Annotated in this window: 23 protein-coding genes; 5 read left to right on the forward strand and 18 right to left on the reverse strand. The window is 66.4% G+C overall.

Translation table 11 applies throughout. From position 1 onward, the window contains the following. Window positions 1-12 precede the first annotated feature (12 nt). From infA to ACTJI5_RS21290, 15 genes are all read right to left on the reverse strand, one after another. Window positions 13-231: a translation initiation factor IF-1 gene (infA, locus tag ACTJI5_RS21220; RefSeq protein WP_010162480.1), complete on the reverse strand. Its 219-nt coding sequence runs from the start codon at window positions 229-231 to the stop codon at window positions 13-15. 174 nt (window positions 232-405) lie between these two features. Beyond that, window positions 406-1272 (reverse strand): cupin-like domain-containing protein, encoded by an 867-nt coding sequence (locus ACTJI5_RS21225; RefSeq protein WP_310256642.1) that lies wholly within the window; start codon window positions 1270-1272, stop codon window positions 406-408. Next, window positions 1269-2453, reverse strand: a complete 1185-nt coding sequence (locus tag ACTJI5_RS21230; protein ID WP_440861708.1) for a GNAT family N-acetyltransferase — start codon at window positions 2451-2453, stop codon at window positions 1269-1271. The genes ACTJI5_RS21225 and ACTJI5_RS21230 overlap by 4 nt, the downstream gene beginning before the upstream one ends. A 150-nt stretch (window positions 2454-2603) precedes the next feature. Next, complete coding sequence (locus tag ACTJI5_RS21235) at window positions 2604-4499, reverse strand: XrtA/PEP-CTERM system amidotransferase (RefSeq protein ID WP_440861709.1); 1896 nt, start codon at window positions 4497-4499, stop codon at window positions 2604-2606. 13 nt (window positions 4500-4512) lie between these two features. Further along, the gene (gene xrtA, locus ACTJI5_RS21240; RefSeq protein WP_440861710.1) at window positions 4513-5991 is read right to left on the reverse strand and encodes an exosortase A; all 1479 of its coding nucleotides are present in this window, start codon (window positions 5989-5991) and stop codon (window positions 4513-4515) included. Next, window positions 5988-7193 carry a TIGR03087 family PEP-CTERM/XrtA system glycosyltransferase gene (locus tag ACTJI5_RS21245; RefSeq protein WP_440861711.1) on the reverse strand — a complete coding sequence of 402 codons (1206 nt, stop codon included), beginning with the start codon at window positions 7191-7193 and terminating at the stop codon, window positions 5988-5990. Before ACTJI5_RS21245 ends, xrtA begins: the two co-directional genes overlap by 4 nt. Further along, entirely contained in the window at window positions 7193-8239 is a 1047-nt protein-coding gene (locus ACTJI5_RS21250) for a FemAB family XrtA/PEP-CTERM system-associated protein (protein ID WP_440861712.1), read from the reverse strand. Before ACTJI5_RS21250 ends, ACTJI5_RS21245 begins: the two co-directional genes overlap by 1 nt. A gap of 8 nt (window positions 8240-8247) precedes the next feature. Then, complete coding sequence (locus ACTJI5_RS21255; RefSeq protein WP_440861713.1) at window positions 8248-9108, reverse strand: XrtA system polysaccharide deacetylase; 861 nt, start codon at window positions 9106-9108, stop codon at window positions 8248-8250. A gap of 45 nt (window positions 9109-9153) precedes the next feature. After that, window positions 9154-10437, reverse strand: coding sequence for an XrtA/PEP-CTERM system-associated ATPase (locus ACTJI5_RS21260; RefSeq protein ID WP_440861714.1), 1284 nt, complete (start codon window positions 10435-10437; stop codon window positions 9154-9156). 22 nt (window positions 10438-10459) lie between these two features. Further along, complete coding sequence (locus ACTJI5_RS21265; RefSeq protein ID WP_440861715.1) at window positions 10460-12172, reverse strand: hypothetical protein; 1713 nt, start codon at window positions 12170-12172, stop codon at window positions 10460-10462. Continuing rightward, window positions 12172-13197: a P-loop NTPase gene (locus ACTJI5_RS21270; protein WP_440861716.1), complete on the reverse strand. Its 1026-nt coding sequence runs from the start codon at window positions 13195-13197 to the stop codon at window positions 12172-12174. Before ACTJI5_RS21270 ends, ACTJI5_RS21265 begins: the two co-directional genes overlap by 1 nt. 14 nt (window positions 13198-13211) lie before the next feature. Then, window positions 13212-14753 carry an XrtA system polysaccharide chain length determinant gene (locus tag ACTJI5_RS21275; protein ID WP_440861717.1) on the reverse strand — a complete coding sequence of 514 codons (1542 nt, stop codon included), beginning with the start codon at window positions 14751-14753 and terminating at the stop codon, window positions 13212-13214. 45 nt (window positions 14754-14798) lie between these two features. Further along, complete coding sequence (locus tag ACTJI5_RS21280) at window positions 14799-15455, reverse strand: XrtA/PEP-CTERM system exopolysaccharide export protein (protein ID WP_440861718.1); 657 nt, start codon at window positions 15453-15455, stop codon at window positions 14799-14801. A 173-nt stretch (window positions 15456-15628) separates the two neighbouring features. Further along, window positions 15629-16858: a pyridoxal-dependent decarboxylase, exosortase A system-associated gene (locus tag ACTJI5_RS21285; RefSeq protein WP_440861719.1), complete on the reverse strand. Its 1230-nt coding sequence runs from the start codon at window positions 16856-16858 to the stop codon at window positions 15629-15631. After that, window positions 16855-18387, reverse strand: a complete 1533-nt coding sequence (locus ACTJI5_RS21290; protein WP_440861720.1) for an acyl-CoA ligase (AMP-forming), exosortase A system-associated — start codon at window positions 18385-18387, stop codon at window positions 16855-16857. The genes ACTJI5_RS21285 and ACTJI5_RS21290 overlap by 4 nt, the downstream gene beginning before the upstream one ends. A 35-nt stretch (window positions 18388-18422) precedes the next feature. Here ACTJI5_RS21290 and ACTJI5_RS21295 point away from each other — a divergent pair, with 35 nt between their 5' ends. The 4 genes from ACTJI5_RS21295 to ACTJI5_RS21310 are packed head-to-tail and all read left to right on the forward strand — an operon-like array spanning window position 18423 to window position 21158. Then, window positions 18423-19418: a GNAT family N-acetyltransferase gene (locus ACTJI5_RS21295; protein WP_310256675.1), complete on the forward strand. Its 996-nt coding sequence runs from the start codon at window positions 18423-18425 to the stop codon at window positions 19416-19418. After that, the gene (locus ACTJI5_RS21300) at window positions 19415-19693 is read left to right on the forward strand and encodes an acyl carrier protein (protein ID WP_439511259.1); all 279 of its coding nucleotides are present in this window, start codon (window positions 19415-19417) and stop codon (window positions 19691-19693) included. Before ACTJI5_RS21295 ends, ACTJI5_RS21300 begins: the two co-directional genes overlap by 4 nt. A 14-nt stretch (window positions 19694-19707) precedes the next feature. Further along, window positions 19708-20376 carry a hypothetical protein gene (locus ACTJI5_RS21305; protein ID WP_440861721.1) on the forward strand — a complete coding sequence of 223 codons (669 nt, stop codon included), beginning with the start codon at window positions 19708-19710 and terminating at the stop codon, window positions 20374-20376. Next, entirely contained in the window at window positions 20361-21158 is a 798-nt protein-coding gene (locus ACTJI5_RS21310; RefSeq protein ID WP_440861722.1) for a hydrolase 1, exosortase A system-associated, read from the forward strand. The genes ACTJI5_RS21305 and ACTJI5_RS21310 overlap by 16 nt, the downstream gene beginning before the upstream one ends. A gap of 33 nt (window positions 21159-21191) precedes the next feature. Here the strand turns inward: ACTJI5_RS21310 and trxB are convergent, their stop codons facing one another. Continuing rightward, window positions 21192-22157: a thioredoxin-disulfide reductase gene (gene trxB / locus ACTJI5_RS21315; RefSeq protein ID WP_058535972.1), complete on the reverse strand. Its 966-nt coding sequence runs from the start codon at window positions 22155-22157 to the stop codon at window positions 21192-21194. A 93-nt stretch (window positions 22158-22250) separates the two neighbouring features. On the opposite strand from trxB, the gene ACTJI5_RS21320 reads away from it, so the two are divergent. Next, the gene (locus ACTJI5_RS21320; RefSeq protein ID WP_310256689.1) at window positions 22251-22877 is read left to right on the forward strand and encodes a class I SAM-dependent methyltransferase; all 627 of its coding nucleotides are present in this window, start codon (window positions 22251-22253) and stop codon (window positions 22875-22877) included. A gap of 19 nt (window positions 22878-22896) precedes the next feature. On the opposite strand, the gene ACTJI5_RS21325 is transcribed toward ACTJI5_RS21320, so the two are convergent. Further along, window positions 22897-23856 (reverse strand): hypothetical protein, encoded by a 960-nt coding sequence (locus tag ACTJI5_RS21325; RefSeq protein ID WP_440861723.1) that lies wholly within the window; start codon window positions 23854-23856, stop codon window positions 22897-22899. A 433-nt stretch (window positions 23857-24289) separates the two neighbouring features. Next, window positions 24290-25018, reverse strand: a complete 729-nt coding sequence (gene trhO / locus ACTJI5_RS21330) for an oxygen-dependent tRNA uridine(34) hydroxylase TrhO (RefSeq protein WP_440861724.1) — start codon at window positions 25016-25018, stop codon at window positions 24290-24292. Window positions 25019-25054 lie beyond the last annotated feature (36 nt).

Here is a 25054-nt window from a genome sequence, read left to right on the forward strand (position 1 = left end):
TCGCCGCGCTGCTCACTTGAAGCGATAGGTGATCCGACCCTTGGTCAGGTCATAGGGGGTGAGTTCGACGAGCACTTCGTCGCCCACCAGAACGCGGATTCGGTTCTTGCGCATCTTGCCGGCGGTGTGACCCAGAATCTCGTGGTCATTTTCCAGTTTGACGCGAAACATCGCGTTGGGCAGCAGTTCGACCACTTGGCCGCGCATTTCCAGAAGTTCTTCTTTCGCCATCAGTCCTCTATGGGCTCGAAATCAAGGATGCGGGCCCATAACGCCAATTTATGCCAATTGAAAGCAATCTGTCACACCCTCCAATTTCGTCGCCCCGGACTTGATCCGGCATCCATCTTTTCCATCAAGGACGGGCGAACCCCGGATCAAGTCCGGGGCGAAGACATAGACGGGTTATGACACGAGCTTGAGCCTGCGCGCGATGCGCCAGCCAATTGTTTTCATCCAGGCATAGCTCGGCCAGCGCGGCGGCATCGCAGGGTCTAGACCCAAGCGGCGCAAGGTCGCATTGGCGGCGTGCGCCTCGGACTCGCGATAGCTCCACTCACTGCGCCAGGTGATCGACAGCGAGATCGACGGCGCATCGCCATTGGCGACGAAATGCGGCGCCATCACCGGCATCAGCACCGCATCGCCCGGCCCGAGCGGCACCTGCTGCGCATCTCCACGATAGTCGTCCTGCCACGGCAGATTGCGGTGGCCGCCGGTGTGATAGCGTTCATGCTCGCGGCGGTGGGCAAAGCGTTCGTCGCCCGACGGCCAGACATTCATAACCTTTGTACCCCGGAGCTGGAGCAGGATGTTATGCTCGGGATCGAAGTGGAAGGGCGTGATCGATCCCGGCGACGAGATGAAGATGAAGCCCTGTGGCGTCAGCATCGCACCCGTCCGCGGTTCGACAACAGGTTCGAGTTCGCCGAGCAGGTCCATCAACAGGGTGCGATAGGCGCCCACATTCTCGATATTCTTGAGCACCGCCCAGCTGCCGTTGCTGTCGATCGTGCGGATCGTCTCGCCAATCGAGAGGCCGTTCGACGGGACATCTTCGGGCAGGATGCCGATCGGGACATTGCCCGGATTATACTCGACCTCGCTCGCGGGCAGGCTTTCGCCGAGCTGCGCGAGCGCTTCGAGCGACAGCAGCGGATGGTCGGGCAGATGATGGTGGAGCAGCCCCGCCTGCAGCGGATAGAGCGTCGCCATCCGTTCGAGCGTTTCGGCGGGGAATACAGGGCGAGTGATCGGCTGGTGCGCGGTCATGACAGGCTTTCTACTTCATTTTCGGGCGCCGCGGCACCCTTCCAGCGCCGCCACAGCCGCTCGGTCTTCGTCAGCATGGCGAAACGAATCCGGTCCGGGGTGGCCGACAAGGGAATATTGACCCACACAAGCGCGCGGCGTTCGCGCCAGACGCTGTCGATCATCGGATGACCCGGCGCCGCGCAGCTGTCGACCCAATCGATTTGCGGGTGGTCGAGCAGATCGAGATTAGCCTGTTGCAGCAGCACGCCAGGCGAGAAACGGCTATAATCCTCGTCGAACGCAGTCTTGAATGAAAAGCCGCCGGGCGGGCAAAGGAAATTGACGAGCATCGCGAGCGGGCGATCGTCGAGGTCGAGCGCGCGCATGCCGAGCCGGCCCGCATCGCCCGCCGCGACGAGGATCGCGCGGAACCATGCCTCGGTGTCGCTCTGGCTCGCGAGCGCAGATTTGGAGCGCCCTTTCCATCCGCGTGCCTCGAGGTCGAGAAAGGCATCGACCCACGGATCGATTGCCTCGCCCGATTGCCAGCGGCGAAATTGCACGGCGCCCTGTTCGGCGAGCCGGTTCGCCTGCCGCCGCAATTCCTTGCGCTTCTTGGCGCGCACCGCAGCGTCCCAATATTCCTCGGGCGACAAATTGCTTTCGAGCAGCGCGCGCTCCTCGCGGTGCACCACCTCTGCCCTGCCGCCGCGCATACGCGCCACATCTACAAGAGCGCGATGGAGCGGGCCGCCTTCGGTCAGCCGCGGCACATGCACCAGCGTGCGCGCCCACGGCGCCGCGTCGCACCAGCCGAGCAGGATCGACCAGAACAGCTTTTCGAAACCCGCGCGCACGAGCGGGGCACCGTGGAAATGATTGTGGTGCGTCCAGCCGGTGACGTGGCGCAGCGGTATGCGGCCATAATTCGCGGCAGGCGCGAGCGGCATGATGCCGATCACCGGCCCGTCGCTACCGTCGCGTACCAGCACTAAACGCGCTTGGCGCTCGGGATCGAGCAGGTGCAGCGCCGATTGCAGGCACCAGCGCTCGGCAAAGGGATTGGGCTCGCTCGCCTCGCCGGCCAGCCGATCCCACTGCGCGGCAAGATCGGGCGACAGCGCCAGCGGATCGACAACACGTACGGTGAGCGGCGCGGCTTCGGTGGCGCTCGTCGGAAAGGCAGGATGGACCGTCATCGGCAGCGAGCCTAGCAGCCAAGCGTTAAGGATGGGTGGCAAATCACTTAGTGCCCCTCCCTTTTAGGGAGGGGTTAGGGGTGGGTCGCCGCAGGCGTTCTTTCCAGTTCGCATACCCACCCCCGACCCCTCCCTAGAAGGGAGGGGAGATCAGATCCCGAAAAGCTTCGCCAGCGACTTCTCCAGCATGAAGAATTGCCAGATCAGGCGCCCATGGTCACGCCGCCCCGACTGGTGCGCGGCGACGATGCGTTCGATTTCGGCCATGTCGAACCAACCCGAGCGCGCGAGCGTCGACGAGGTCGCCAGCGCCTTCGCCTGTTCGACGAGCGGGCCGCGGAACCAGTGCGATACCGGCGTCACGAACCCCATCTTCGGGCGGTACAGGATATCGTGCGGCAAATAGCGTTCCATCGCCTGCTTCATGATCGCCTTGCCCGTGCCGCGCTTGACGCGCATCGACGCGGGCAAGCTCGCCGCGAATTCGATCAGGCGATAGTCGAGCAAAGGCTCGCGCGCCTCGAGACTGACCGCCATGCTCATCCGATCGGTCTTGGTCAGGATGTCGCCGGAGAGCCAAATTTGCAGGTCGGCATATTGCGCGCGGTCGAGGGGCTCGCGTGCAGGCGCCTCGGCCATCGCCTTCCAGTATCGCGTCTCGGCGACATGATCGCCGAGCGCATGATGCGCGGCGTCGTTGAACAGGCGCGAACGCTGCGCCTGCCCCGTCACGCCAACGGCTTCGGCGTAGCCCTCCGCCCCGCTCTTCGACAGGCTGGCGAGCGTCGCACGCGCGCGCAGCGGGCGCGGTGCCCAATCCATTTGCGGCCAGACATGCGACAATGGGCCGAGCACCCCGCGGCGCATAAAGCCCGGGATCAGCCCGCGCAGCTTCTCCTCCTGATGCTGGAACACGAGGCGGCGGTAGCCGGCGAATGCCTCGTCGGCGCCGTCGCCCGAAAGCGCCACCGTCACCTCTTCGCGCGCGAGTTCGCACACACGATAGGTCGGAAGGGCGCTCGCATCGGCAAAGGGTTCGTCGAAATGATCGGCAATCTTGTCGACGAGCGTAAAATCCCCCGACGACACGGTGCGCGTCCGATGGTCGGTCGCGAAGCGTTCGGCAATCTGCTGTGCGTAGGCGGTTTCGTCGAGGGCCGCCTGATCGAAGCCGATCGTGCAGGTCTTGACCGCCTTCGCGCTCGCCTCGGCCATCAGCGCGACGACCGCGCTGCTGTCGACACCGCCCGACAGGAAGGCGCCGAGCGGCACGTCGGCGACCATGCGGTCGGTCACCGCGGCGCGCATCAGGTGGACGAGATGCTCGGCCGCCTCGCCTTCGCTCGCGCGGATACGCTTCGAGAAATCGGGCGCCCACCAGCGCGTCGGCGCCGGCACCGGCTTGCCGCGTTCGAGCATCAGACAATGGCCGGCGGGCAGTTTCTCGACGCCCGCGACGATGCAATTGTCGTCGGGGACATAACCGAAAGCGAGGAAATCCTCGATCGCAGTCAGGTTGGCTTCCTGCCGCAACAGCGGATTGCGGAGCAGCCCTTTCAGCTCGGACGCGAACGCGACCGATCCGTCGGACAGGCGCACATAATGGAGCGGCTTCACCCCCAACCGGTCGCGCGCGAGGAACAGGCACCCGCGCTGATGATCGTGGATCGCAAAGGCGAACATGCCATTAAGCCGCGACAGGCAATCGGGACCCCATTGGCGCCACGCCGCGATGATGACCTCGGTATCGCCGCTGGTGCGGAAGCGGTGGCCACGATCCTCGAGCTCGGCGCGCAGCTCGCGGAAATTATAGATTTCGCCATTATAGGTGAGCGTCACGATCTCGTCGTCGCTCGCCATCGGCTGCGGGCTGCCCGCGATATCGATGATCGAGAGGCGAAGGTGTCCGAGCCCGACCCCGGGTGCGGTCCATTCGCCCGATCCGTCGGGGCCGCGATGCTGCATCGGCTGAAGCATCGCGCGAAGGCGCGCCGGATCGACCGGTTTCGCCGTTTCCAGATGATAGATGCCGGCGATCCCACACATATAGGAACCGCTCTTAACGCGTTTTCAGCGCGCGGTCAGCCATTGCGTTGACTCCGCCCGACGCGGAAAGGAAATCCTCTATCGCATTGCGGCCGCCGCGCCGCTCCTCGCTCGATATGATCAGTGACAATGCGCGCGGGTCGCCGCCGAGCAGCCGTGCCCTCAGACCCGCAAGCTTTGACGCACGCGTGCTGCCCGTCACCTTGCCATCGACGACATACCATGTCGCAGCATCGCGCAGCACCGGGCCGGGATGCAGCAGCCGCTCGGTCTTCGCACCCTCGACCGCGGGCAGCGAGGTACTCCACTTCCATCTGCTGTCCGGGTCGATCGCGCCTTGCCCGAAGGCGACGACCTCGCGCCCCTCCGCCTGGTGCTCATATCCGCCGATCGCGACGGTCACCACCTGCCCCCTGTCGTTGGCGAACTGGCGCAGCAGCCGTTGATCGGCGCCATCGAAGCGCGGCTGCCATTCCATGGTTTCGACGCGCGCCTCGTCCCAGCCCGGCGGCGTTTCGACCGTGATCGTATCGGGCAAGGGCGCGCTGCGCCCGCCCACCAGCGTCCCCCAACCGGCAAAGAGCAACGGAATCGCGAGCGCCACTGGCAACACTGCTTTCGCCGGCCCGGAAAAACGCGACACGCCGCCCAGCCCGCGCACATCGACCGCGGCATCGTTCGCCGGCCGGTCGAACCAGCGCCGCGCGACGAGCATGACGAGCAGGATCACGGCGCCAAAGAAGAACCAGCCGTAGAAGATATGATCGATCCCGCCCGCTGCCTCGATCCCCCAGATTTCCGCCGCGACCATCGTGCCATAGGCGCGCAGCGCATTGGCGAGGATCGTCGTCGCGAGCGCCGCGAAGACAAAGACGATCCGCCGCGTCCAGCTGCGGAAGCAGAGATGCGCCGCGAACACCGCATAAGCGAGCATCGCGATCAGGAAATTGACCCCCGAACAGGCTTCGGCGACCTCGAAGAAGCCCGCGGGCGTCGTAATGAAGACGCCTTCCATCTGGGCCGGGATGCCCGACAGGTGGAGCAGGACCATGCTGATATGCGCGGTGAGCGTCTGGAGCAGCGGCACCAGTTCTTCGCCGAACGGCACCAGCAGCAGCGCATAACCGAGCGGGAAGAGCAAAGCGCGCACGAGCTTTTCGCCGAGCGTCGCCGCGACCGCGCCCTGCAACATGAGAATGAGAGCCAGCTGACGGAACAGGCCGACGCCTGCGGCCTCGCCGACCAGCCACACCAGCCCCGCTCCCGCCATCCACAGGAGTGCGGGCCACCAATAGACCGGCGTCAGCGGACGCAGCAGCGCCACGCGCTGGGACACCAGCCAGCCGATCATCGGCACGATCAGCAGGCAGTGCGTGAAGGTCGAGCTGTTCCACCAGATCCCCGCCACGTCGGCGGCTTCGCGCCAGAAGATTGCGAAGATCGCCGCCGACAGCAGCGCCAGCGCAGCAAGATGACGTTGCCAGCGCGTCATGCGGACAGCCCCAGCAGTTCGCCGAGCGGCGCGAGGCGTGCGTCCCAGCCATAGCGTGCGATCATCCGCGCGCGCGCCGCCTGCCCCATCTTCGCGGCCACCACGCGGTCGTCGAAGAGGGCGCACACAGCTTCGGCGATGCCCGGAGCATTATCGGCAACGAGCAGATGCTCGCCCGGAACCGCGTCTATTCCCGTGGCGGCGGCGGCACTCGCGACCACGGGCCGCGCCATCGCCATCGCCTCCAGCAGCTTGTTCTGCACCCCGCGCGCGAGCAGCAGTGGCGCGACCACGGCATCGGCGGCGGCGAGCCACGGCCGCACGTCGGGAACCTCGCCGGTGACCGTCACGCCGGGCAGCGCCGCGAGCGCGCGCACCTCGTCGTTCGGCGCGCGGCCGACGATCGCGAAGCGTGCTTGGCTGTGACGCTGACGGATCAGCGGCAGGATGTCATTTGCGAACCAGCGCACCGCATCGATATTGGGGCGGTAATCCATCTGACCGGTGAAGACGGCAAGCGGCCCTTCGCCTGCCTCGACCGCATCGAGCTGGACCGCTGGGTCGAACCGGTCGGTGTCGATGCCATTCTCGACCGCGCGCACCTTGTCGGTGCCGAGTTCGCTTTGCTTGCGAAACAACGCCGCCTCGGCCTCGCTCACGAACAGGCTGGCGCCGACGCGGCGCGCCACCGCCGCCTCATAAGCGCCCAAAACACGGGCCTCGCGCGCATGGACCCAGCTCAGCGGCTGGCGCTTATCCTGCTCGGCGTAAGTGGCGAATTTTGCCGAATCGACGTCGACGAAATCCATCAGCACAGGGCCATCGAACCGGGCGGGCAGATATTGCGCCATCTGGCCGGAGAAGGCGACGATATGGCTGACATCACCCTGCCCGATTAGCGCGTCGACATGGCGCGCCAGCGCGGCGCTGCGAAACAGCCGGTTCGATACGGGTTCACCGCGCAGCACCGCCTGCGCGAGCGCAACCGGGCGCGACACGTTGCGCACTTCGATCGTCAAGCTTTTGCAAAGCGGAGCCATCTTTTCGCGAGCGATGGCGGCATCGGCTTCCGTGTCGGCGAGCGCGGCGACGTGCACCGGCGCGAGCTTCGCCAGTGCCTCGAGCATATGCCAGCTGCGGATCCGGTCGCCGCGGTCGGGGGGCCAGGGCGCGCGGTGAACGAGGAACAGGATTTCGGCCATTACCCCAATCCACGGGCGATCAGCGGGCCGATCCGGTTCGCCGCCCACAGCGGCAGTTTTTTCCACAGATCGACTTGCAGCCGATATTTGGCGCTGTTCGGGTTGGTGTCGCGCGCGATTTCGCCCGGCGCGAGCCAGCGGGCGTAGACGAGCGGTTGCGGCTCGAAACCCCAGTTTTTCTTGTAGGCGAAGGGGCCGGTGCCGAGTTTCGAGCGGCCGAAGTCGAAGCGGGTGCAGCCCTTCGCGCGGGCGTGGCGCATGAGGGCGAAGTACATGAGTTCGTTGGCGCGCAGCTTGCGGGCATCGGCGGTGCCGCCACCCCAATAGGGCATGACGGTGCCGCGCCAGTAGAGGCTGAGGACGCTGGCGACAACTTCACGATCGTTGCGCACATTGAGGATGTCGGCGTCGTCGCCGAAAGCTTCAATAACACATGAAAACAATGATTTAGGAAAAACGGGCGTGCCGAGGTTGCGGACGCTGGTTGCGTAGATGCGATAATGGTCCCGGCGGTCCTGTTCGGAGCGGCCGGTGGTGACGGTGAGGCCGCTTTCGAGCGCCTTGCGGACCTCGGCGCGCTGTTTGCGCGGGATGGCGAGAAGTTCGGCGTCGTCGTCGGCGGCGAGGTCGCGGGCGAAGCCGGCGTAGGTGCCTTCATCGACCTGCCAGTCGGCGGGCTGCGGGCCGCCGCGCAGTTCGACCGACGGGACACCGAGCGACTTCGCCATGTCGGCCGCGCCCTGTGCGAGCGTTGCCGCGACCGCCGCATTGTCGGCGAGAATGCCGCCACCGACCGCGAAGCCGCTGCCAACCAGCGCCTGCCCGAACAAAGGCGAGCGGATATGGTGGAGCGGGAGGATGCCGGTGAGCGCGCCGGTTGCGTCGCGCGCGGTGACGAGGTGGCAGCGGTGACCGGTCGCCTTTGTGATCGCCTCGCACCAGGCGCGGGTGTGAAAGGGAGTCGCTTGCGCGTGCGCGGCGACATAGGCGTCCCACGCCGCCGTGTCGGATAGCGGAGCGGCGGTGAAATTTTGGTCGATCGACACGGGGGCGTTCACGCCGCAGCGCGCCACGGCAAAGCGCGCTGCTGCTGCCCGGGGAGCAAGGCGTCGGCGCGGGTCCATTCGAAATCGGCGAGAAGTTTCCTGAGCTTGCCGGCCATCGCCGACAAGCCGCTGTAATGGCGGAGCTTCGATCGGATCGGCGCTTCGGCGACGCGCGGCTGGCCGGGATCGATTTCCCATGGGTGGAAATAGAGGATCGCCGGATGGCCTTCCTCGTTCATTCGCGCGATCGCCCAGCGCGTGAAGCCATAGGGCAGCATCCGCATGAAGCCTCCACCGCCCGCTGCCAAAGTGCGCCCGGCAAAGCGCGCGGTGGTGACTGGCCATTCGACAAGGTCGCTGTCGGCCAGCGGTCGCCAGGCATGGCGCGGGCTTTGCGGCCAGCCATAGTGATCGTGGACGACCGGCGCGACGCTCGACGAATAGGCATAGCCCTGTTCGGCAAGCACCGCATGCGCCCACGGCGTGCGCGTATCGACCGAAAAGCTCGGCGCGCGATAGCCGCGGATTGACACGCCGCCGAGGTCTTCGAGGATCGCCTGCGTCTGCTTGAGGTCGGCCGCGAATTCGTCGGCGGTCATATTGAACACGCGCTTGTGATCGTAGCCGTGGCTGGCGAGTTCGTGCCCCGCCGCGACGATGCGCTTAATCAGCGCGGGATAGCGTTCGGCGACCCAGCCCAAGGTGAAGAAAGTGCCCTTGGCGCCCGCGTCGGCGAAAATCTGCAGCACCGCGTCGCAATTCGCCTCGACGCGGCATTCGAGCGTCGGCCAGTCGGCGCGGTCGATCGTGCGCTCAAAGGCGCCGACCTGGAACCAGTCCTCGACATCGACCGACAGGCCGTTCTGCATTTTTCCTCACCTTCATCAGCGGGATAGCCGATTTTGGCCGGGTTGTCAGGCAGCCCAAGTCCGCGAATTCTGCGGGTTGGGTGCATTGTCCGGATCGCGCTCGACCCATTCGATCAAGAGGTCGAGCACGCGGCGGAGCGCGGCATCCTGTTCGACGAGGCGTTCCTCGAGCGATGCGATCTGCTTTTCCAGTGCCGCGAGATGTTCGGGGTCGATCGCGGGTGCCGCCGGAGCGGGTGCTTCGGCCGCGGCGTCGGGCGCGAGTTCCAGAACCTCGCCCTCGGGCTCCGCCGGCTTCGGCGGGGTCAGCGTGACGACTCGCGCCGGTTCGGCGGGCGCTGCGAAGGGCGGAGGTCCATCGGCGGCGGGCTCGGCGGCGCGCTGCGGCCATTCGAGCGGCGCTTCGTTGGCGGGCGTCGGAACGGCGAAGGGCGCGGGGGTCGGTGCCACCGCAGCGGCGGCCGCCGCAACGACCTGGTCGACGGGCAGCGGCGCGAGCGTCGTCGCGTCAATACCGCGATCGGCCTCGATCTCGGCAACCACCGAACGCACATTCTGCGCGGTGATGCGGTTCATCTGTTCGACCGCGCCGTAAAGCAGCAGGCGGCTGACGAGCACGTTGAGCTTGCGCGGCACCCCTTCGCTATAGTCGAAGATTTCCTCGAACGCGTCGGGGCTGAAGCTGGGGTTGCCCGTCCAGCCGACCTTGCCGAGACGATGGAGGATATAGGGTTCGACCTCCTCGGGCTCCATCGGGTCGAGGTGGTGCGTCGCGATCACGCGCTGGCGCAGCTGTTCGAGCGCCGGCGAATGGAACAAGGTCTGGCGGAATTCGGGCTGGCCGAGCAGGAATATCTGCAGCAGCGAATGGCCGCCGAGCTGGAAGTTCGACAGCATGCGCAGCTCTTCGAGCGCCGAGATCGCGAGATTCTGCCCCTCGTCGACGATCAGCAGCGTGCGGCGGCCCGCGCGCGCCTGTTCGCGCAGATATTGCTCCATCGAGCGCAGCAGTTCGGCCTTGCTCTGCCCTTCCCATTCGATGCCGAACTGTTCGGCGACGAGGCGGAGAAGATCGTCGCCCTCGACCTGCGTCGACACCAGCTTGACCGCGGTCAGGCGGTTGGCGTCGATCGTGTTCATCAGATGGCCGACGAGCGTCGTCTTGCCCGCGCCGACGTCGCCGGTGATGACGATGAAGCCTTCGCCCTGCGCGAGGCCATAACCGAGGTAGGACATCGCCTTGCGGTGGGTGCCGCTTTCGAAATAGAAATGCGGGTCTGGCGTCAGCTGGAACGGACGCCCGGTGAAACCATAGAACTGATCGTACATCGCAAAAATTCCCGTTGCCTGGTCAGAAGTTGTAACGAAGTCCCACCAAAGCTGAACCGATAAGCTGACTGTTGAAGCCTTCTTGGTCGAAGGCGTTGAGGCTGGCCGCCGCGGTCCCCGTGAGGCCGCGCCAGAAGCGCCGCGAATAGGATGTGGTCAGGCCCGCCGACTGGACGTCGCTGGCGCCCGGCGCGCCATTGTCGAAATAATTGACGTAACCCGACAGCGAGAGGTCCGAATCGACGTCGAGCTGACGCGCCGCCGACACGAAGAGATAATAATTCTCGTCCTTGATCCCGTTGAGGCTGCCGATCGGCGACAGCAAGGGCGCGAGCAGCTTACGCTGGTCGTAACCGAGGCCGACGCCATAGCTCCAGCCGGCGAAGCGCGACGACAAAGTCGCCTGCACACCGCGGCTGCGATACTGCGCCGAGGTCGCATTGCCGAGCTGGTTGCTGAGGCAGCCGCCGCCCTGCTGGCCAAAAACGCACGGATTGATGTCGCCGCTGATCGGATTGCGGATCGGGTCGAATTGCGTCGGCAGCGCGGCAAGCCCGCCCGACAGGCCGCGGCCAAGGCTGGACAATCCGTCATAGACGCCGACCTGGATCGAGGTCGCATGGTCGGCGCGATAGGTGAAGCTGCCGGTGTAGATGGTGTCGCCGTAACGGCGGCCAACGCGCGCGGTCAGCGATGTACGGCGGCTCGGCTGCCACATCACGCCGGCATCCCAGATCAGCCCGTCGGTATCGAACGACAGCTGGCGCGGGGTCGATTTATCGGTGATGAAGCGGCCGCTGGCATCGCGCACCGGCACGCCATTGGCATCGACCACCGGATTGCGCTGGCCGATCTCAATATCTTCGTAGCCGACCCCGCCGAGCAGCGCGACCGTCGGGCCGATCGGCACCGTGACGTCGGCGCGGGCATATTTGCCCTCGTAGCGCTGGTCGAGCTGGCTCGCGTCCTCGCGCTCGTACCCGCCCGACACTTGCCACCCGAACGGCAGGTCGCCCGGTCGCGCACCGACGCTGGCCCACGCGACATGGTTCGTCGAGCTGTCGAAAATATCCTGCGGCTGCGTGCCCGGCGAGAGGATTGCGGGCTGGTCCACATCGACCTTGGTATAGCCGAAGCGATAGCCAGCGCCGACGTCGAGCCCGGCGATGCGGCGCGCGAAGGTCGGGCCAGCGTAGAGCGAATAGAGGTTCGCGACGTTGCTGGCGTCGCCGATCAACAGGCCGCTCGCGGCGCCCTGCCCGTCGGCGCGCGAGCGGGTAGCGAGCGCGCCGCCTTCGAGATTCAGGCCGCGCGCCGCCTCGATCCGTCCGCGGGCGAGGCCGCTGATCGTGTCCGAATCGCCGAGGCCGCCATTCCATCCGATGTTATGTTCGTAGCGCAGCGTGCCCGCGAGTTCGGCGCGGTTGGTCACGATCGACGCGTCGACGCCGACCGCCAGGTTCGTATAGGTGAGGACATCGCCGCCGTTCTTGAGGTCGGCGGTCAGGACCTGGCCGATTTCAAGATAGGGGCTGACGTCGACCTGGCGCTGCGACCGGCGGCCTTCGGCGCGCTTCGCCGCGCGGCCTTCGGAGGCCGGCGCGCCGGCCGCAGGCGCGTTGCCGCTGCCCGAACCGGGATCGCCCGAAAATTGCGCGTGCGCGCCCGTCGCCGTCCCGGCGAGCAGCAAGGCCGCCAGCGTCGACATATGACGCATGGTGGTGGTGGTGCGCATCACGCGCCTCCCTGTCCGTAATAGGTGCCGAAGCGGCGGCCGCCCGGCGAGAATTTGACCCCGTTGAGGAGCAGCTGGATATGCGGGCACGCGCCCATCAGGCCGATCGCGTCGCGCAGCGCCGATTCGAGCGTTTCGTCGGCGCGCACGACCATGATCGTCTGCCCGACATGCCCCGCGAGCACCGCGGCGGGCGATGCCGCGAGCACCGGCGGCGAATCGATGATGAGGATGCGGCCCGGCGCGCCCGCTTCGAGCTGCGCAAGCAAAGCCTCGGTCCGCGCCGAGGCAAGGAGTTCGGTGTCGTGCATATGCCCGGTGCCCGCGGGCATGACCTTGAGGCCCGGAATGTCGGTCTGGATCAGGCAGTCGCCGAGCGGCAGGTGCGGATCGGCGAGCGCGTCCATCAGGCCGGGACCGTCGTCGAGCCCGAGCGCTTCGAGCACGCTCGGCTTCGCGATATCGGCGTCGATCAGCAGCACGTCGTGATCGGCCTCGACCGCGAGGCTGAGCGCGAGATTGACCGCCGAGAAGGTCTTGCCCTCGCCCGGGTTCGCCGACGCGATCAGCACGCGGTGGCCGCGCGGCAGGATCGGGCGATTGCCGACGCCGCCGAAATTGCGGATCAGCTCGCGCTTCACGATGCGATATTCTTCGGAGATGCCGGTGACGGGCGTGCCGGGCACGATCATCCCGCGCGACGCGAGGCGCTCGCGGTCGATCGTTCCCTGCCGCGTCGGCACGATGGCGGGCGCCGCCTTGGCGACATCCTTGCGCGGCGACGGCTTGGGCGCGGCGGGCGCGGCCTCGACGGCGGGCGCCGCCTCGACGACCGGATCGAGGATTTCGGGCTGCGGCGCGTCCGCGGCGGGTTCCGGCTTCGCCGTCTTCGTCTTTTTGGGCGCTTCGGGCGGCAGCTTCGACACGTCGATCGTCGGCGCATTGGCCGCGGGATCGAGGCCGAACATATCGGCTGCGCGTTCGAGGAGCGAGGGCGGGCGCTTGACTTTGCGTTGGTCGTTCATGTCATCGTCCCCCGTCACGCAACCATGCCGCGTTGGATGAATTCGACGACCAGCAGCAAGGCGTAGAGCCCGACCAGCGCGCCTCCGCCACTCGCCAGCCAGACGAGTTTCTTGCGCCGGTCGAGATGGCGGTCGGGCGTCACGACTTCGGTAATCGATCCGATCACCGGCAGGCCGCTCGCGCGTTCGAGCTTCGCGGCGGTCGCGTAGCTGGTGCGCACCTGAGCGAGACCGAAGGCGGCGCCGATGCCGCCGCCGATGCCCGCGAGCAGGACGAGCGTCAGGAACAAGGGCCGGTTGGGCGCGGCGGGGCTGGTCGGTTTCGACGGCGGGTCGAGCAGTTCGATCTTGATCGCGTCGGTTTCGGTCTGAACCTCGCCGCGCATGCGCACCTGTTCGCGCTGCGCGAGCAATTTGTCATACTGCGCCTTGAACGCGGTATATTCGCCGTTGATGCGGTCGTACTCGGCGGCGATGCCGGGGTTCTGGATCTGCTGCGAGGTGATTTTGGCGATGTCGGCGGTGAGCTGCGCCTTGCGCGACGACAGCGCGCTGACCGTTGCCTGCCGCTCGGCGCGCATCGCCGACAGTGAGGCATAGGCGGGATTCTGCGAGTTGCCGCCACCGCCGCCGCCTGCGCCTTCGCGGTCGGCCATCGCTTTCAGCGAGGCGATCTGGCTCTTGAGCGCGATGACGTCGGGATGCGCGTCGGTCAGCCCGCGTGCGCGCATTGACGAGAGTTCGTTCTGCGCCCCGGCAAGCTGCTGGCGCGCGACGCCGCCGCCGACGCTGCCCATGCCGGGGATGTTGATCGTTGCGGGGGTCGAGGAGAGCTGGCCGTTCGCGGCGGCGAGTTGCGCCTGCGCCGACACGAGCTGCGAATCGATCTGGCCGAGTTCGGCGCGCGCGGCTTCGACGCGCTGCGCGGGCGACCCGCTGCCGCCCGGGATCAGGCCGATATTCTGCGCCTCGAACGCGCCGCGGCGCGCTTCGACCTCGCGCAGCGCCTTTTCGCGGTCGGCGATCTGGGCATCGAGGAATTTCAGCCCCTCGCGCGCGTTCATCCGGCCGCCGCGCAGCTGATCGTCGCGAAACACGGTGATCAGGCTGTCGAGCACGCCCGACGCGAGCTTGGCATTGTCGGCGTCGGACAGGCTGCCGACCGCGACGCTCGAGGTGATTTCGAAGATATTGTCCTGCTGCGGGATGACCTTGATATTCTTTTGCAGCATGCCGACCGCGCCGGCCTTTTCGCGCTCGTTCGCGCCGGCGGGAAGCAGGCCGGTGGTCGCCGCGACCTTTTCCATGTTGCGCGCGCTGGTCAGCGTTTCGCGGATCTGGTCGAGCTGCGGACGCCCGCCGCCACCCTGCGCGTCGTCGGGCAGAATTTCGTTGACGTCGACGAGCAGGCGCGCGCGGCTGTCATAGCGGTTGGGGATCGACGCGATCGCCAGCCAGCCGAGGATGCAGATGCCCCACGCCACCGCCAGCACGAGCCACCGGCGCGTCCAGACGCTGTGCAGCGCTACCCGGAATTCGTCGTAAAGGCTGTTCATCGCTCGAAATCGATCCTTGGGAGATGGGTGGGTTGGCGGCTACGGTCAGAACATGCTTTCGGGGATGATGATCACATCGCCGGGCTGCAGCCGCACATTCGCCTTGATGTCGCCGCGCTTGATCAGGTCATTAAGCCGCAGGCCGAACTCCTGCTGCTTCCCACTGCCCTTGTCGAAGCGGACGAGTCGCGCTTTGTTTCCAGCGGCATATTCGCCGAGGCCGCCGACTGCAATCATTGCGTCGAGCACGGTCATGTTGGCGCGAAACGGGATCGACGCGGGTTTCTCGGTGGCGCCGACGATACGCACCTGCTGCGAGAAGGTGCTGTTGAAGCTGGTGACGATCACGCTGACGATCGGATCGGTAATATATTGGCTGAGCTGGAGCTTGATGTCCTGTTGCAGCATCGTGGGGGTTTTCCCCACCGCGGGCATGTCGGTGATCAGCGGGGTGGTGATGCGGCCGTCGGGGCGCACCTGGACTTTGCCGCCGAGTTCGGGGTTGCGCCAAACGAAGATCTGAAGCTCGTCGAGCGGGCCGATGATATATTCCTCGCCCGGCCCTTCCTGGTTCTGCACGAAGTTCGCGCTCGGCAGTTGCGGCGCGCTGCCGCCGGCGCCCATGCAGCCCGTCAGCGCGGTCGCGGCGATGCCCGAAACGAGCGCGGCGCGCGCGATGCGGAGCGAGGGGAACGAAGCCATAATCCATCAACCTTTCGAGCCGTCAGGGGAACCGCGGTCCGGAAACTCCGCGGCGACAGCCATTGCGTCAGCTTCAGCCATTGCTCGAAAAGGGTGAACATAATGTTAGTATTGAACTAAGTTTGGACCGCGCTTGTCGGAAGATGTCCCGATAAGGAACAGATTCTAGCGCGTCAGACGAGCATTTCGCGCGCCGGTCCTTGCCCCAGGAAGGTCGCGGGGCTGGCACTCGCACCATAGGCTCCGGCGAGGAAAATCGCGATGAGATCGCCGACCTCGGCGCGCGGGAGCGCGACCTGATCGCCGAGGCGGTCGAGCGGAGTGCAGAGGCAGCCGACGACCGATACCGTCTCTTCGGCCTCGGCGCCGAAAGCGCCCGCGACCGCGATCGGATAGTTGCGGCGGATCACGGTGCCGAAATTGCCGCTCGCGGCGAGCTGGTGGTGGAGGCCGCCGTCGGTGACGAGGAAGGTTTCGCCATGGCTGACCTTCCGGTCGACGATGCGGGTCAGATAGACCCCCGCCTCGGCGACGAGCCAGCGGCCGAGCTCCATCGCGAAATGGCTCTTTGCGAGAACCGGATCGCGCGCCGCCAGCGTCTCGCCGAGCGCCGCCCCGACGGAGGCGACATCGACCGGCTTGTCGCCGGGGAAATAGGGGACCCCCATGCCGCCGCCGAGATTGACGAGCGGCGGCGTCTCCCCGATCTCGTTCGCGAGCCGCGCCGCGAGCGCGACGGTCTGCGCCTGCGTTTCGGCGATCGCGGCGGCGTCGAGCGCCTGCGATCCCGCGAAAATATGGAAACCCTGCCAGTCGGCGCCGGCGTCGATCAGGCGGCGGACGAGCGCCGGAACATCGGCGGCGTCGACGCCGAATGGCTTGGCGCCGCCGCCCATTTTCATGCCCGACCCCTTGAGGTCGAAGTCGGGATTGACGCGTACCGCGAGGCTGGGCGTCAATCCCAGATGCTCGGCGATCGACAACGCCCGTTCGGCCTCGCCCGCCGATTCGAGATTGAGCGTCGCGCCGGCGGTGATCGTCGCTTCGAGTTCGCGGTCGCGCTTGCCGGGGCCGGCAAAGCTGATGTCGCCCGCCGGCATCCCGCTGGCGAGCGCAGCCTTGAGCTCGCCGCCCGAGGCGACGTCGAACCCGTCGACCAGCCGCGCCATGAAGGCGAGCAAAGGCGCATATGGGTTCGCCTTCATCGCATAATGAAGCTGGACCCCGGTTGGCATCGCGGCGCGCCATTCGGCGACGCGTGCGGCGAGCATCTCGCTGTCATAGGCGAACAGCGGGGTGTCGCCCGCGACGTCGGCGAGCGCCTCGGCGCGGTCGCCGCCGATGAGTAACATACCGCTCACATCGGCGCGGAAGCCGGGCGGGATCGGGCCATGCGGCTTCATGCCGTCAACTCCTTGGCCCAATCGGCGGCAATCGCCACACGGTCGAGCTTGCCATTGGGATTGCGCGGCAAGGCGCCCCGCCATTCGATCGCCTGCGGCTGCATGAAATTGGGGAGGTTCTGGCGGAGATAGGCCGCGAGCCCCTCCTCGTCGGCGACGCCGTCCTTGCCGCGCACGATGAGGACAATCGCGGCGCCGAGCCGCGGATCGGGCACGCCGAACGCGACGGCTTCATAGATCAGCCCCGATGCGACCGCGACGTCCTCGACCTCGGTCGGGCTGACGCGGTTGCCCGCGGTCTTGATCATCGCGTCGTCGCGGCCGACGAAATAGAGGAGGTGATTGGCATCGCGGCGCACCGTGTCGCCCGACCACACCGCCATGCCGCCATAATGCGACGCGCGCGGCGCGGGTTTGAAACGCTGCGCGGTGCGTTCTTCGTCCTGCCAATAGCCCTTGGCGACGAGCGGCCCGCAATGGACGAGTTCGCCGGGTTCTTCGTCGGCGGTGATCGTGCCGTCGGGCCGGCACACCAATATTTCGGCATGCGGGATCGCGCGGCCCATCGACGTCGGATGGTCGGCGACGAATTTCGGGTCGAGATAGGTCGAGCGGAATGCCTCGGTCAGCCCGTACATCGGGTAGATGTCGGCGCCCGGGAAGGTAGCCCGCAGCGCGTCGATGAGCGACGGCGTGAGCGCGCCGCCGCTGTTGGTCAGGCGTTTAAGATGGGCCGCGGTTTCGGCGGGCCATTCGGCCTCGACGAGCTGCACCCACAGCGGCGGCACGCCCGCGAGCGTCGTCGCCCTGTGCCGCGCCACCGCCTTCACGACGTCACGCGCGGTCAGATAATCGAGCGGCGCGACCGCCGCGCCTGCATACCAGCTCGAAAGCAGCTGGTTCTGGCCATAGTCGAAACTCAGCGGCAGGACGGCGAGCACACGGTCTTCGGGCACGATCTTCAGATAGGAAGCGACGCTTTCGGCACCGAGCCACAGGTTCGCGTGGCTGAGCATCACGCCCTTGGGCCGCCCGGTCGAACCGCTGGTGTAGAGGATGGCGGCGAGATCGTCGGGCTCGGCGATCGAGAGCGGCAGCCCCTGCCCGCCCGAAGCAATCACTTCCTCGCCGACCTTCAGATCCTGCACCACGCACTGGTCGGGCAGGCCATCGCCGAGCATCTCGGCGCGCGCGCCATTGGTGACGAGCAATTTCGCGCCGCTGTCCGACAGGATGTGCGCGACCTGCGGCCCTTTGAGCAACGGATTGACCGGCACATGGATCAGCCCCGCGCGCGCCGCCGCGAGCGGCATCAGGCAGGCGAGCCGCGTCTTGGCGCTCCAGCTTGCGACGCGTTCACCGGGACCGCCGGCCTGTTCAAGCAGCCATGACGCCAGCCGTCCAACTCCGGCGTCGAGTTCGGCGAAGGTGGTTACCCGATCGCCGATCAGCAGCGCAGCCGCGTCCGATGCACCGCAGCGGGCGAGATGGTCGATCGGCCTGGAAGATGTGTTTTCGGCTTTGGTCATCGGCTGTTAGGACAGGAGTGATAGAGGGCGGCACCATGCAAGGGAACGGTGAACATCACGCTAATGATGAGCGGCTGCCCGCCACAGCGCGCGCGGCCGGCTTTGCGTCGCCGTTCGACCGGGCCGAATGGTTCGACCTGCTCACCGCGCATGGCTTTGCCGGCCATGACCGAATCGACGCACGTGGCAGCGCGGGCGCGACGCGTGCGTGGTTGCCGCTGCGGGTCGAGGCGCCGGGCGATCTGGCCGGCCTCACCAACTGGTACAGCTTTTCGATCCGTCCGCTTTTCGATGGCGACGGCGATCGCAGCGGCGCCCTTGGCGCGCTTTTCGCCGATCTTCGCCAAAAAGCCGCGCGTCTGACGCTTTACCCTGTTGCCGACCCCGATGCGCTGACCGCCGCGCTACGCGCTGCGGGCTGGTGGGTGAAGACGGCGCCTGCGGGGGATCGCCATTGGCTCGACCTGGGCGAGATGGACCATGACGCCTGGTGGGCGAGCCGGCCCGGCGCGCTGCGCAATACCGTTCAGCGCAAGGCGAAGAAGGGTGTCGTCGATATCCAGCTGCTCACCGATTTCGATCCGGGGAGCTGGGCCGCTTACGAACAAATCTATGCCGCGAGCTGGAAGCCCGAAGAAGGCCACCCCGCACTACTGCGCGCCTTTGCCGAGGTCGAAGGCGATGGCGGACGCCTGCGCATGGGAATCGCGCGTATCGACGGAATCCCCGTCGCCGCGCAGTTCTGGACCGTCGAGGACGGCACCGCCTTCATCCACAAGCTCGCGCATGTCGAGGACAGCCTGAAAGCCTCGCCGGGTACGTTGCTGTCGGCGGCGCTGTTTCGCCATGTGATCGAGGTCGATGGCGTGAAGCGCGTCGATTTCGGCACCGGTAACGACGGGTACAAGCGCGACTGGATGAATCGGCACGACCCGCTGTGGCGCATCGAGGCTTTCAATCCGTCGCGCGTCGCGGCATGGGGTCCGGCATTGAAGGCATATGCCCGTTCGCTGCTCAGGAAAGACTCATGACCGAACCCGCTACCAAAGCATCCGGCGTCGACGCCACCCTTCGCGCCCTGCTCGCCGACGTGCTCGGCCTCGGCGAAGCGCGCGCTGCCGCGCTGACCGAAGACAGCGGGTTGTTCGGCGAACTGCCCGAATTCGATTCGATGGCGGTCGCGACGGTGCTGACCGAGATGGAAGACCGGCTGGGCATCCTGATCGACGATGATGAGATCGACGGCGAAATCTTTGAAACCTACGGCAATTTGCTCGCCTTTTCGCTGCGCAAAGTGACCGACTGATCCCGGATGCGCGCATGAGCGAACATCGATTGCGCATCGACCCCGCGGGCACGCCCCGCGCCACCGTCCTGATCGTCCCGCCGCTGTTCGAGGAAGCGAACCGCACGCGCCGCACTTTGGTGCTCGCGATGCGCGCACTGGCGGCCGAGGGTTTTGGAGCAATGCTTCCCGATCTGCCGGGGCAGAATGAAAGCCTCGTTCCCTTGGAACAGGTCGATCTGGCGCGCTGGCAAGATGCGCTTGTCAAGGTTGCGGCGGGCATCGATGGCCCGATCCTTGTGGCGTCGGTTCGCGGCGGCGTGTTGATCGACCACCAGGTGAAAGCCGCGGCCTGGTGGCGGCTGGCGCCTGTCGGTGGAGCGTCGCTGCTCCGCACCCTGATGCGTGCAAGGGTGAGCACCGACCGCGAGGCCGGACTGACCTCTTCGCTCGAAAGCTTGCAGGAAGAGGCGAAGACCAGGCCGCTGCTCGTCGCGGGCAACCGATTGTCCCCGGAAATGGTCGCGCAGCTCGGCACGAGCGAGGCGCAAGCGGTCGAGCCTTTGCGCAACATCGGCCTCGGTGCCGACGGCATCGCAGGAACCCCGCTGTGGCTGCGCGCCGAGCCGGGCGAGGATGCCGCGATGGCGGCTGCGATTGCCGCCGACATTTCCGCATGGAGCACGACATGCGGCATCAGCTGAGCTTCGCCTGCGAAGGCGCGACGCTCGCCGCGAGCCTCGACGAGGCGGCGGGCAGGACCGGCCTGCTGATCGTGTCGGGCGGCAATGAAATCCGCAGCGGCGCACACCGCGGCATGGCGATGCTGGCGGCGCGGGTCGCCGAGGCGGGGCATCCGGTATTCCGTTTCGACCGGCGCGGGATCGGCGACAGCGAGGGCATGAATGGCGGGTTCGAAAGCAGCGGACCCGATATTAACGCGGCGATTGCGGCGTTTCGCGAAGCGGCGCCGCACGTGACGCGCATCATCGGCTTCGGCAATTGCGATGCGGCGAGCGCGTTGTTGCTTCATCAGCCGTTGGCGCTCGATGGGCTGATCATCGCCAATCCGTGGACTTATGACGGCGACGTCGAGGAAACCGATGAGCCCACGCTGCCCCCTGCCGCCGCGATCCGGGCGCGCTATCTGGCGCGGCTGAGGGATCCGAAAAGCCTGCTGCGGCTGATCAAGGGCGAGGTCGATTTCCGCAAATTGTTCCGCGGGCTTTCGGCGCTCAAGGAGACTGCCGTGCCTGCTGCGCCCGATAGTCTCGCGGCGCGGATCGATGGTGCGATCGCCGTGCTCGGTCCGCCCGCGACGATCCTGCTCGCGACCGGCGACCGCACCGCGCAGGCTTTTATGGAAAGTTGCCCGTCGGCGCTAAGCCGCCTTCCCGTCGAACGCCTCGCCAGCGCGTCGCACAGCTTTGCCGGGGAGGATGCCGACTGGCTGTATCAGCGGGTATTGGTGGCTCTCGAAACATGAAGTCATCCCAGCTTTCGCTGGGATGACGTTTTGTCAGGCGTCCACCATCGCGTGATATTCGGCCTCGGCCAAGAACCGCTCCGCGTCGAGCGCGGCCATGCAGCCCATGCCCGCGGCGGTCACCGCCTGACGATAGATTTTGTCGGTGACGTCGCCCGCGGCAAAGACGCCGGGGATCGCGGTCAGCGAGGTACCCGGCGTCACTTCCAGATAGCCGTCGTCGTCGAGCGGCAGCTTGCCCTTGAACAGCTCGGTCGACGGGCTGTGGCCGATCGCGACGAAGCCGCCGTCGGTCGGCTCAAAGCTCGCCGCGCCGGTTTCGGTGTCGATCAGGTCGACGCCGACCAGCCCCGACACGCCTTCACCCGCGACGAAACGGTCAACGCGCTTGTTCCACAGCACCTTGATCTTCGGATTGGCGAACAGGCGGTCCTGCAAGATCTTTTCAGCGCGCAGATGGTCGCGGCGGTGGATCAGCGTGACGTCTTCGCTGTGGTTGGTGAGATAGAGCGCTTCCTCGACCGCGGTGTTGCCGCCGCCGATTACCACGACCTTCTTGCCGCGATAGAAGAAACCGTCGCACGTCGCGCACGCCGAAACGCCCTTGCCGCCCAGTTCCTGTTCGCCCGGCACGCCGAGCCATTTCGCCTGCGCACCCGTCGCGATGACGAGCGTTTCGGCCATATAGACGTCGCCGCCGTCACCGGTCAGCTTGAACGGACGGCGCGACAGGTCGACGTCGACGATCGTGTCCCAGATCATGCTGGTGCCGACATGCGTCGCCTGCGCGGTCATTTGCTCCATCAGCCACGGACCCTGGATCACCTCGGCAAAGCCCGGGTAGTTTTCGACGTCGGTGGTGATCGTCAGCTGGCCGCCGGGTTGCAGCCCCTGCACCACGATCGGCATCATGCCCGCGCGCGCGGCATAGATGGCGGCCGACAGGCCGGCGGGGCCGGAACCGAGGATGAGCATCTTGGTGTGATGGACGGCGGGCATGACGATCTTTCGTTGGCGGTGCGGACAGGCACAGATGGGTGTTGCCAACCGCGCTAGCAAGGGTCACCTTCCGCGCCAAGGGGAGACTGGCGAATGGCAAGCTGGTGGGAACGTCATGGGGTACCGCGGCTGATCAAATGCGCCTGTTCGCAGGGGCAGATCATGAAGGTGCGCAGCAAGGTCGTGCCGAACGCGCGCGGGCATGTGCTCGAACTCGGTTGCGGCGGCGGGATCAACATGGAATTTTACCGGCCGGGGCAGATCGAGAGCTTCAGCGGGCTCGATCCCTCGCCCGAACTGCTCGCGATGAGCGTCGCGGCGGCGGCGGCGCGCGGGATCGACGCCGATATCCGTGAAGGGATCGGCGAGGCGATGCCGTTCGAGAGCGGTTCTTTCGACACCGTCGTTACCACCTTCACCTTATGCTCGGTTCACGATCAGGCCGCGGTGCTCGCCGAAATCCGCCGCGTGCTGAAGCCCGGCGGGACCGCGCTGTTCCTCGAACATGGCGCCGCGCCCGATGCCGGGGTCGCGAAATGGCAGCGGCGGATCGAGCCGGTGTGGAAACGCATCGGCGGCAACTGCCACCTGACCCGGCCGATCAGCGACGCCTATGAAAAGGCGGGTTTCGCGGTCGACCGGCAGGCGGCCGCTTACATCCCGAAAACGCCGCGGCCGTTCGGCTGGTACGAATATGGCGCGGCGCGCGCGACGGGCTGATTGGTAGCGAGGTACCATCTCACGACGAGGGTTCAATCGTCCCCATTGTGAGCGCCTTTGCGTCTTCCTTCGCCGCAGGCGCAGGGCCATTCGCCGTCACCGGCAATCCAAAGAAGGCGCGGCGCGCGGCCTCGCCCGCTTTGCGCAGCGGGGCGATGATCTCGGCATGCGCGGCTTCCCACGCTTCAGCCTCTTCGTCGTCGAGGGTGCGTTCATAATCCTTGTCGCCGAACGCGCCTTCCTCGATCCCGACATAATCGTCGGGCGGCGGGAAGTTGGTGCGCCATTCGCCGCTTTCCTCGTCGGCCCAGATCGTCATTTCGGCGGCTTCCTCTTCGGGGGTCGGTTCGGGTTCGGGTTCGCTTTCGGAAAGCGCGAAAAACTGCGCAACTTCACTCGCGATCGGGGTGTCTTTCCATAGGCTGGCGAGCGGGTTGGCGCGATTGTCGCGGCCGGCGAGCCAGCACGCGAGCGCGGCGCCATGGCCCTGCGCATCGGAATGGCCGGCGCCGATATCGAAGAGCGACAGGAACCCGGCCCAGTCGCCCGCGATGATCTGCGCGAGCATCGCCTCGCCCGCGCGGGCGCGCACGTCGACGGCGCGGTCGAGCCGCGCGAGCATCGCGAGGCCGAGGCTTGGGATCTGGCGGCGGCGCTTGGTAAAGGCGCGCTGCGTTTCGGCTTCGGCCTGGCGTTCGACACTTTCCTCGACCCCATAGATCGCGCGGTCGAGCAGTTCGTCGGCGAGCCGGTCGCGCGCGATGAGCAACGCCGCGGCCCAGCCGAGCGAAAAGGCCGCGCCCTCGGGCCGACGGCGCAGTTGATAGGCGGCGCTCGGCGACATCGAGACATGCGCGGCGGCGATGCGCACCGAGCCGCTCGTCGCGAGGCGGCCCAGGAAATCGCGCTGAAGCGCCGGGGTCCAGTGGTAGCTGGCGGGCGCGGCGATGGCGGCGGGATCGGGAATGGCGTCTTCCATCGATTCGTCCTTTCGGTAAGTTAAAACCGCACAAGAGAACCATATGGGTTAAATGTAGGAAAGAGTTTTACCGCACGAGCGACCCTATTTCGTCATGTCGGCGGCTGCAGGCTTTGCCCGGGGTGCGGAAACGGCATGAATCGACCGATTCCCGTCATTCCCGCGAAGGCGGGAATCCCGCTTCTTTCTCGCCGCCGACAAGCGGGATCCCCGCCTTCGCGGGGATGACGAAAATGGGGATGTCCGCTTCCCACCCCATTGCAGCCTCTCGCCCGACCTAGATGAATGACCGCTACAGACCGGAAAAAGCGGGATCCCGGATCAGGTCCGGGATGACGAAAAATGGGTAACAAGGAAAAATGGGTAACATGAACGTCCGCTCACAATCCCCAAAGCGGTCGGTCACCCCGTCGGACGAACCGTCGTTCCTGCCCTATTCCTTCTCGCCGACCTCGACGAGGCCGTGCCCGACGCTCACCCGCTCGTCGAAGACGAAGCAGCTGCCGTGCCAACGGCTTTCGCCCTCGGGCACCTGTTCCAGATAGGCGAGGATACCGCCCTTCAGATGGACGACATCCTCAACGCCCTCGTGGCGGAGGAAGGCGGTCGATTTTTCGCAGCGGATGCCGCCGGTGCAGAACATCGCGACGCGCTTGCCCGCAAAACGGTCGGCGTTGGCGCGCCACCAGTCGGGGAATTCGCCGAAGCTTTTGGTCTCGGGATCGACCGCGCCCGCGAAGCTGCCGTAGCCGACCTCGAAGCCGTTGCGCGTATCGATCAACACCGTGTCCGGGTCGTCGACCAGCGCGTTCCAGTCGGCGGGGTCCACGTAAGGAGCGGCGTCGCGCGCGGGGTCGAGCCCCGGCACCTTCATCGTTACGATTTCCTTTTTCAGCCGCACCTTCATCCGCTGGAACGGCATCTCGGTCGCGGCCGAATATTTGACGTCGAGTTCGGCGCAGTCGGGCAGGCCGCGGATATGAGCGAGCACCGCAGCGATGCCGGCCGCGGTTCCGGCGATTGTCCCGTTCACGCCTTCGCGCGCGAGGAGCAGCGTGCCCATGACGCCCTCTGCCGCGCAGAGGTCGATCAGCGGCTGGCGCAGCGCGGCGGGATCGTCGAACGACGCGAAGCGGTAGAGGGCGGCAACGGTGAAGGTCATGGCGGCGCCCCCTTACCCGTTTGCCCCATCCAACAA

The sequence above is a fragment of the Sphingopyxis sp. 22461 genome (assembly GCF_052044915.1).
Taxonomy (GTDB): domain Bacteria; phylum Pseudomonadota; class Alphaproteobacteria; order Sphingomonadales; family Sphingomonadaceae; genus Sphingopyxis.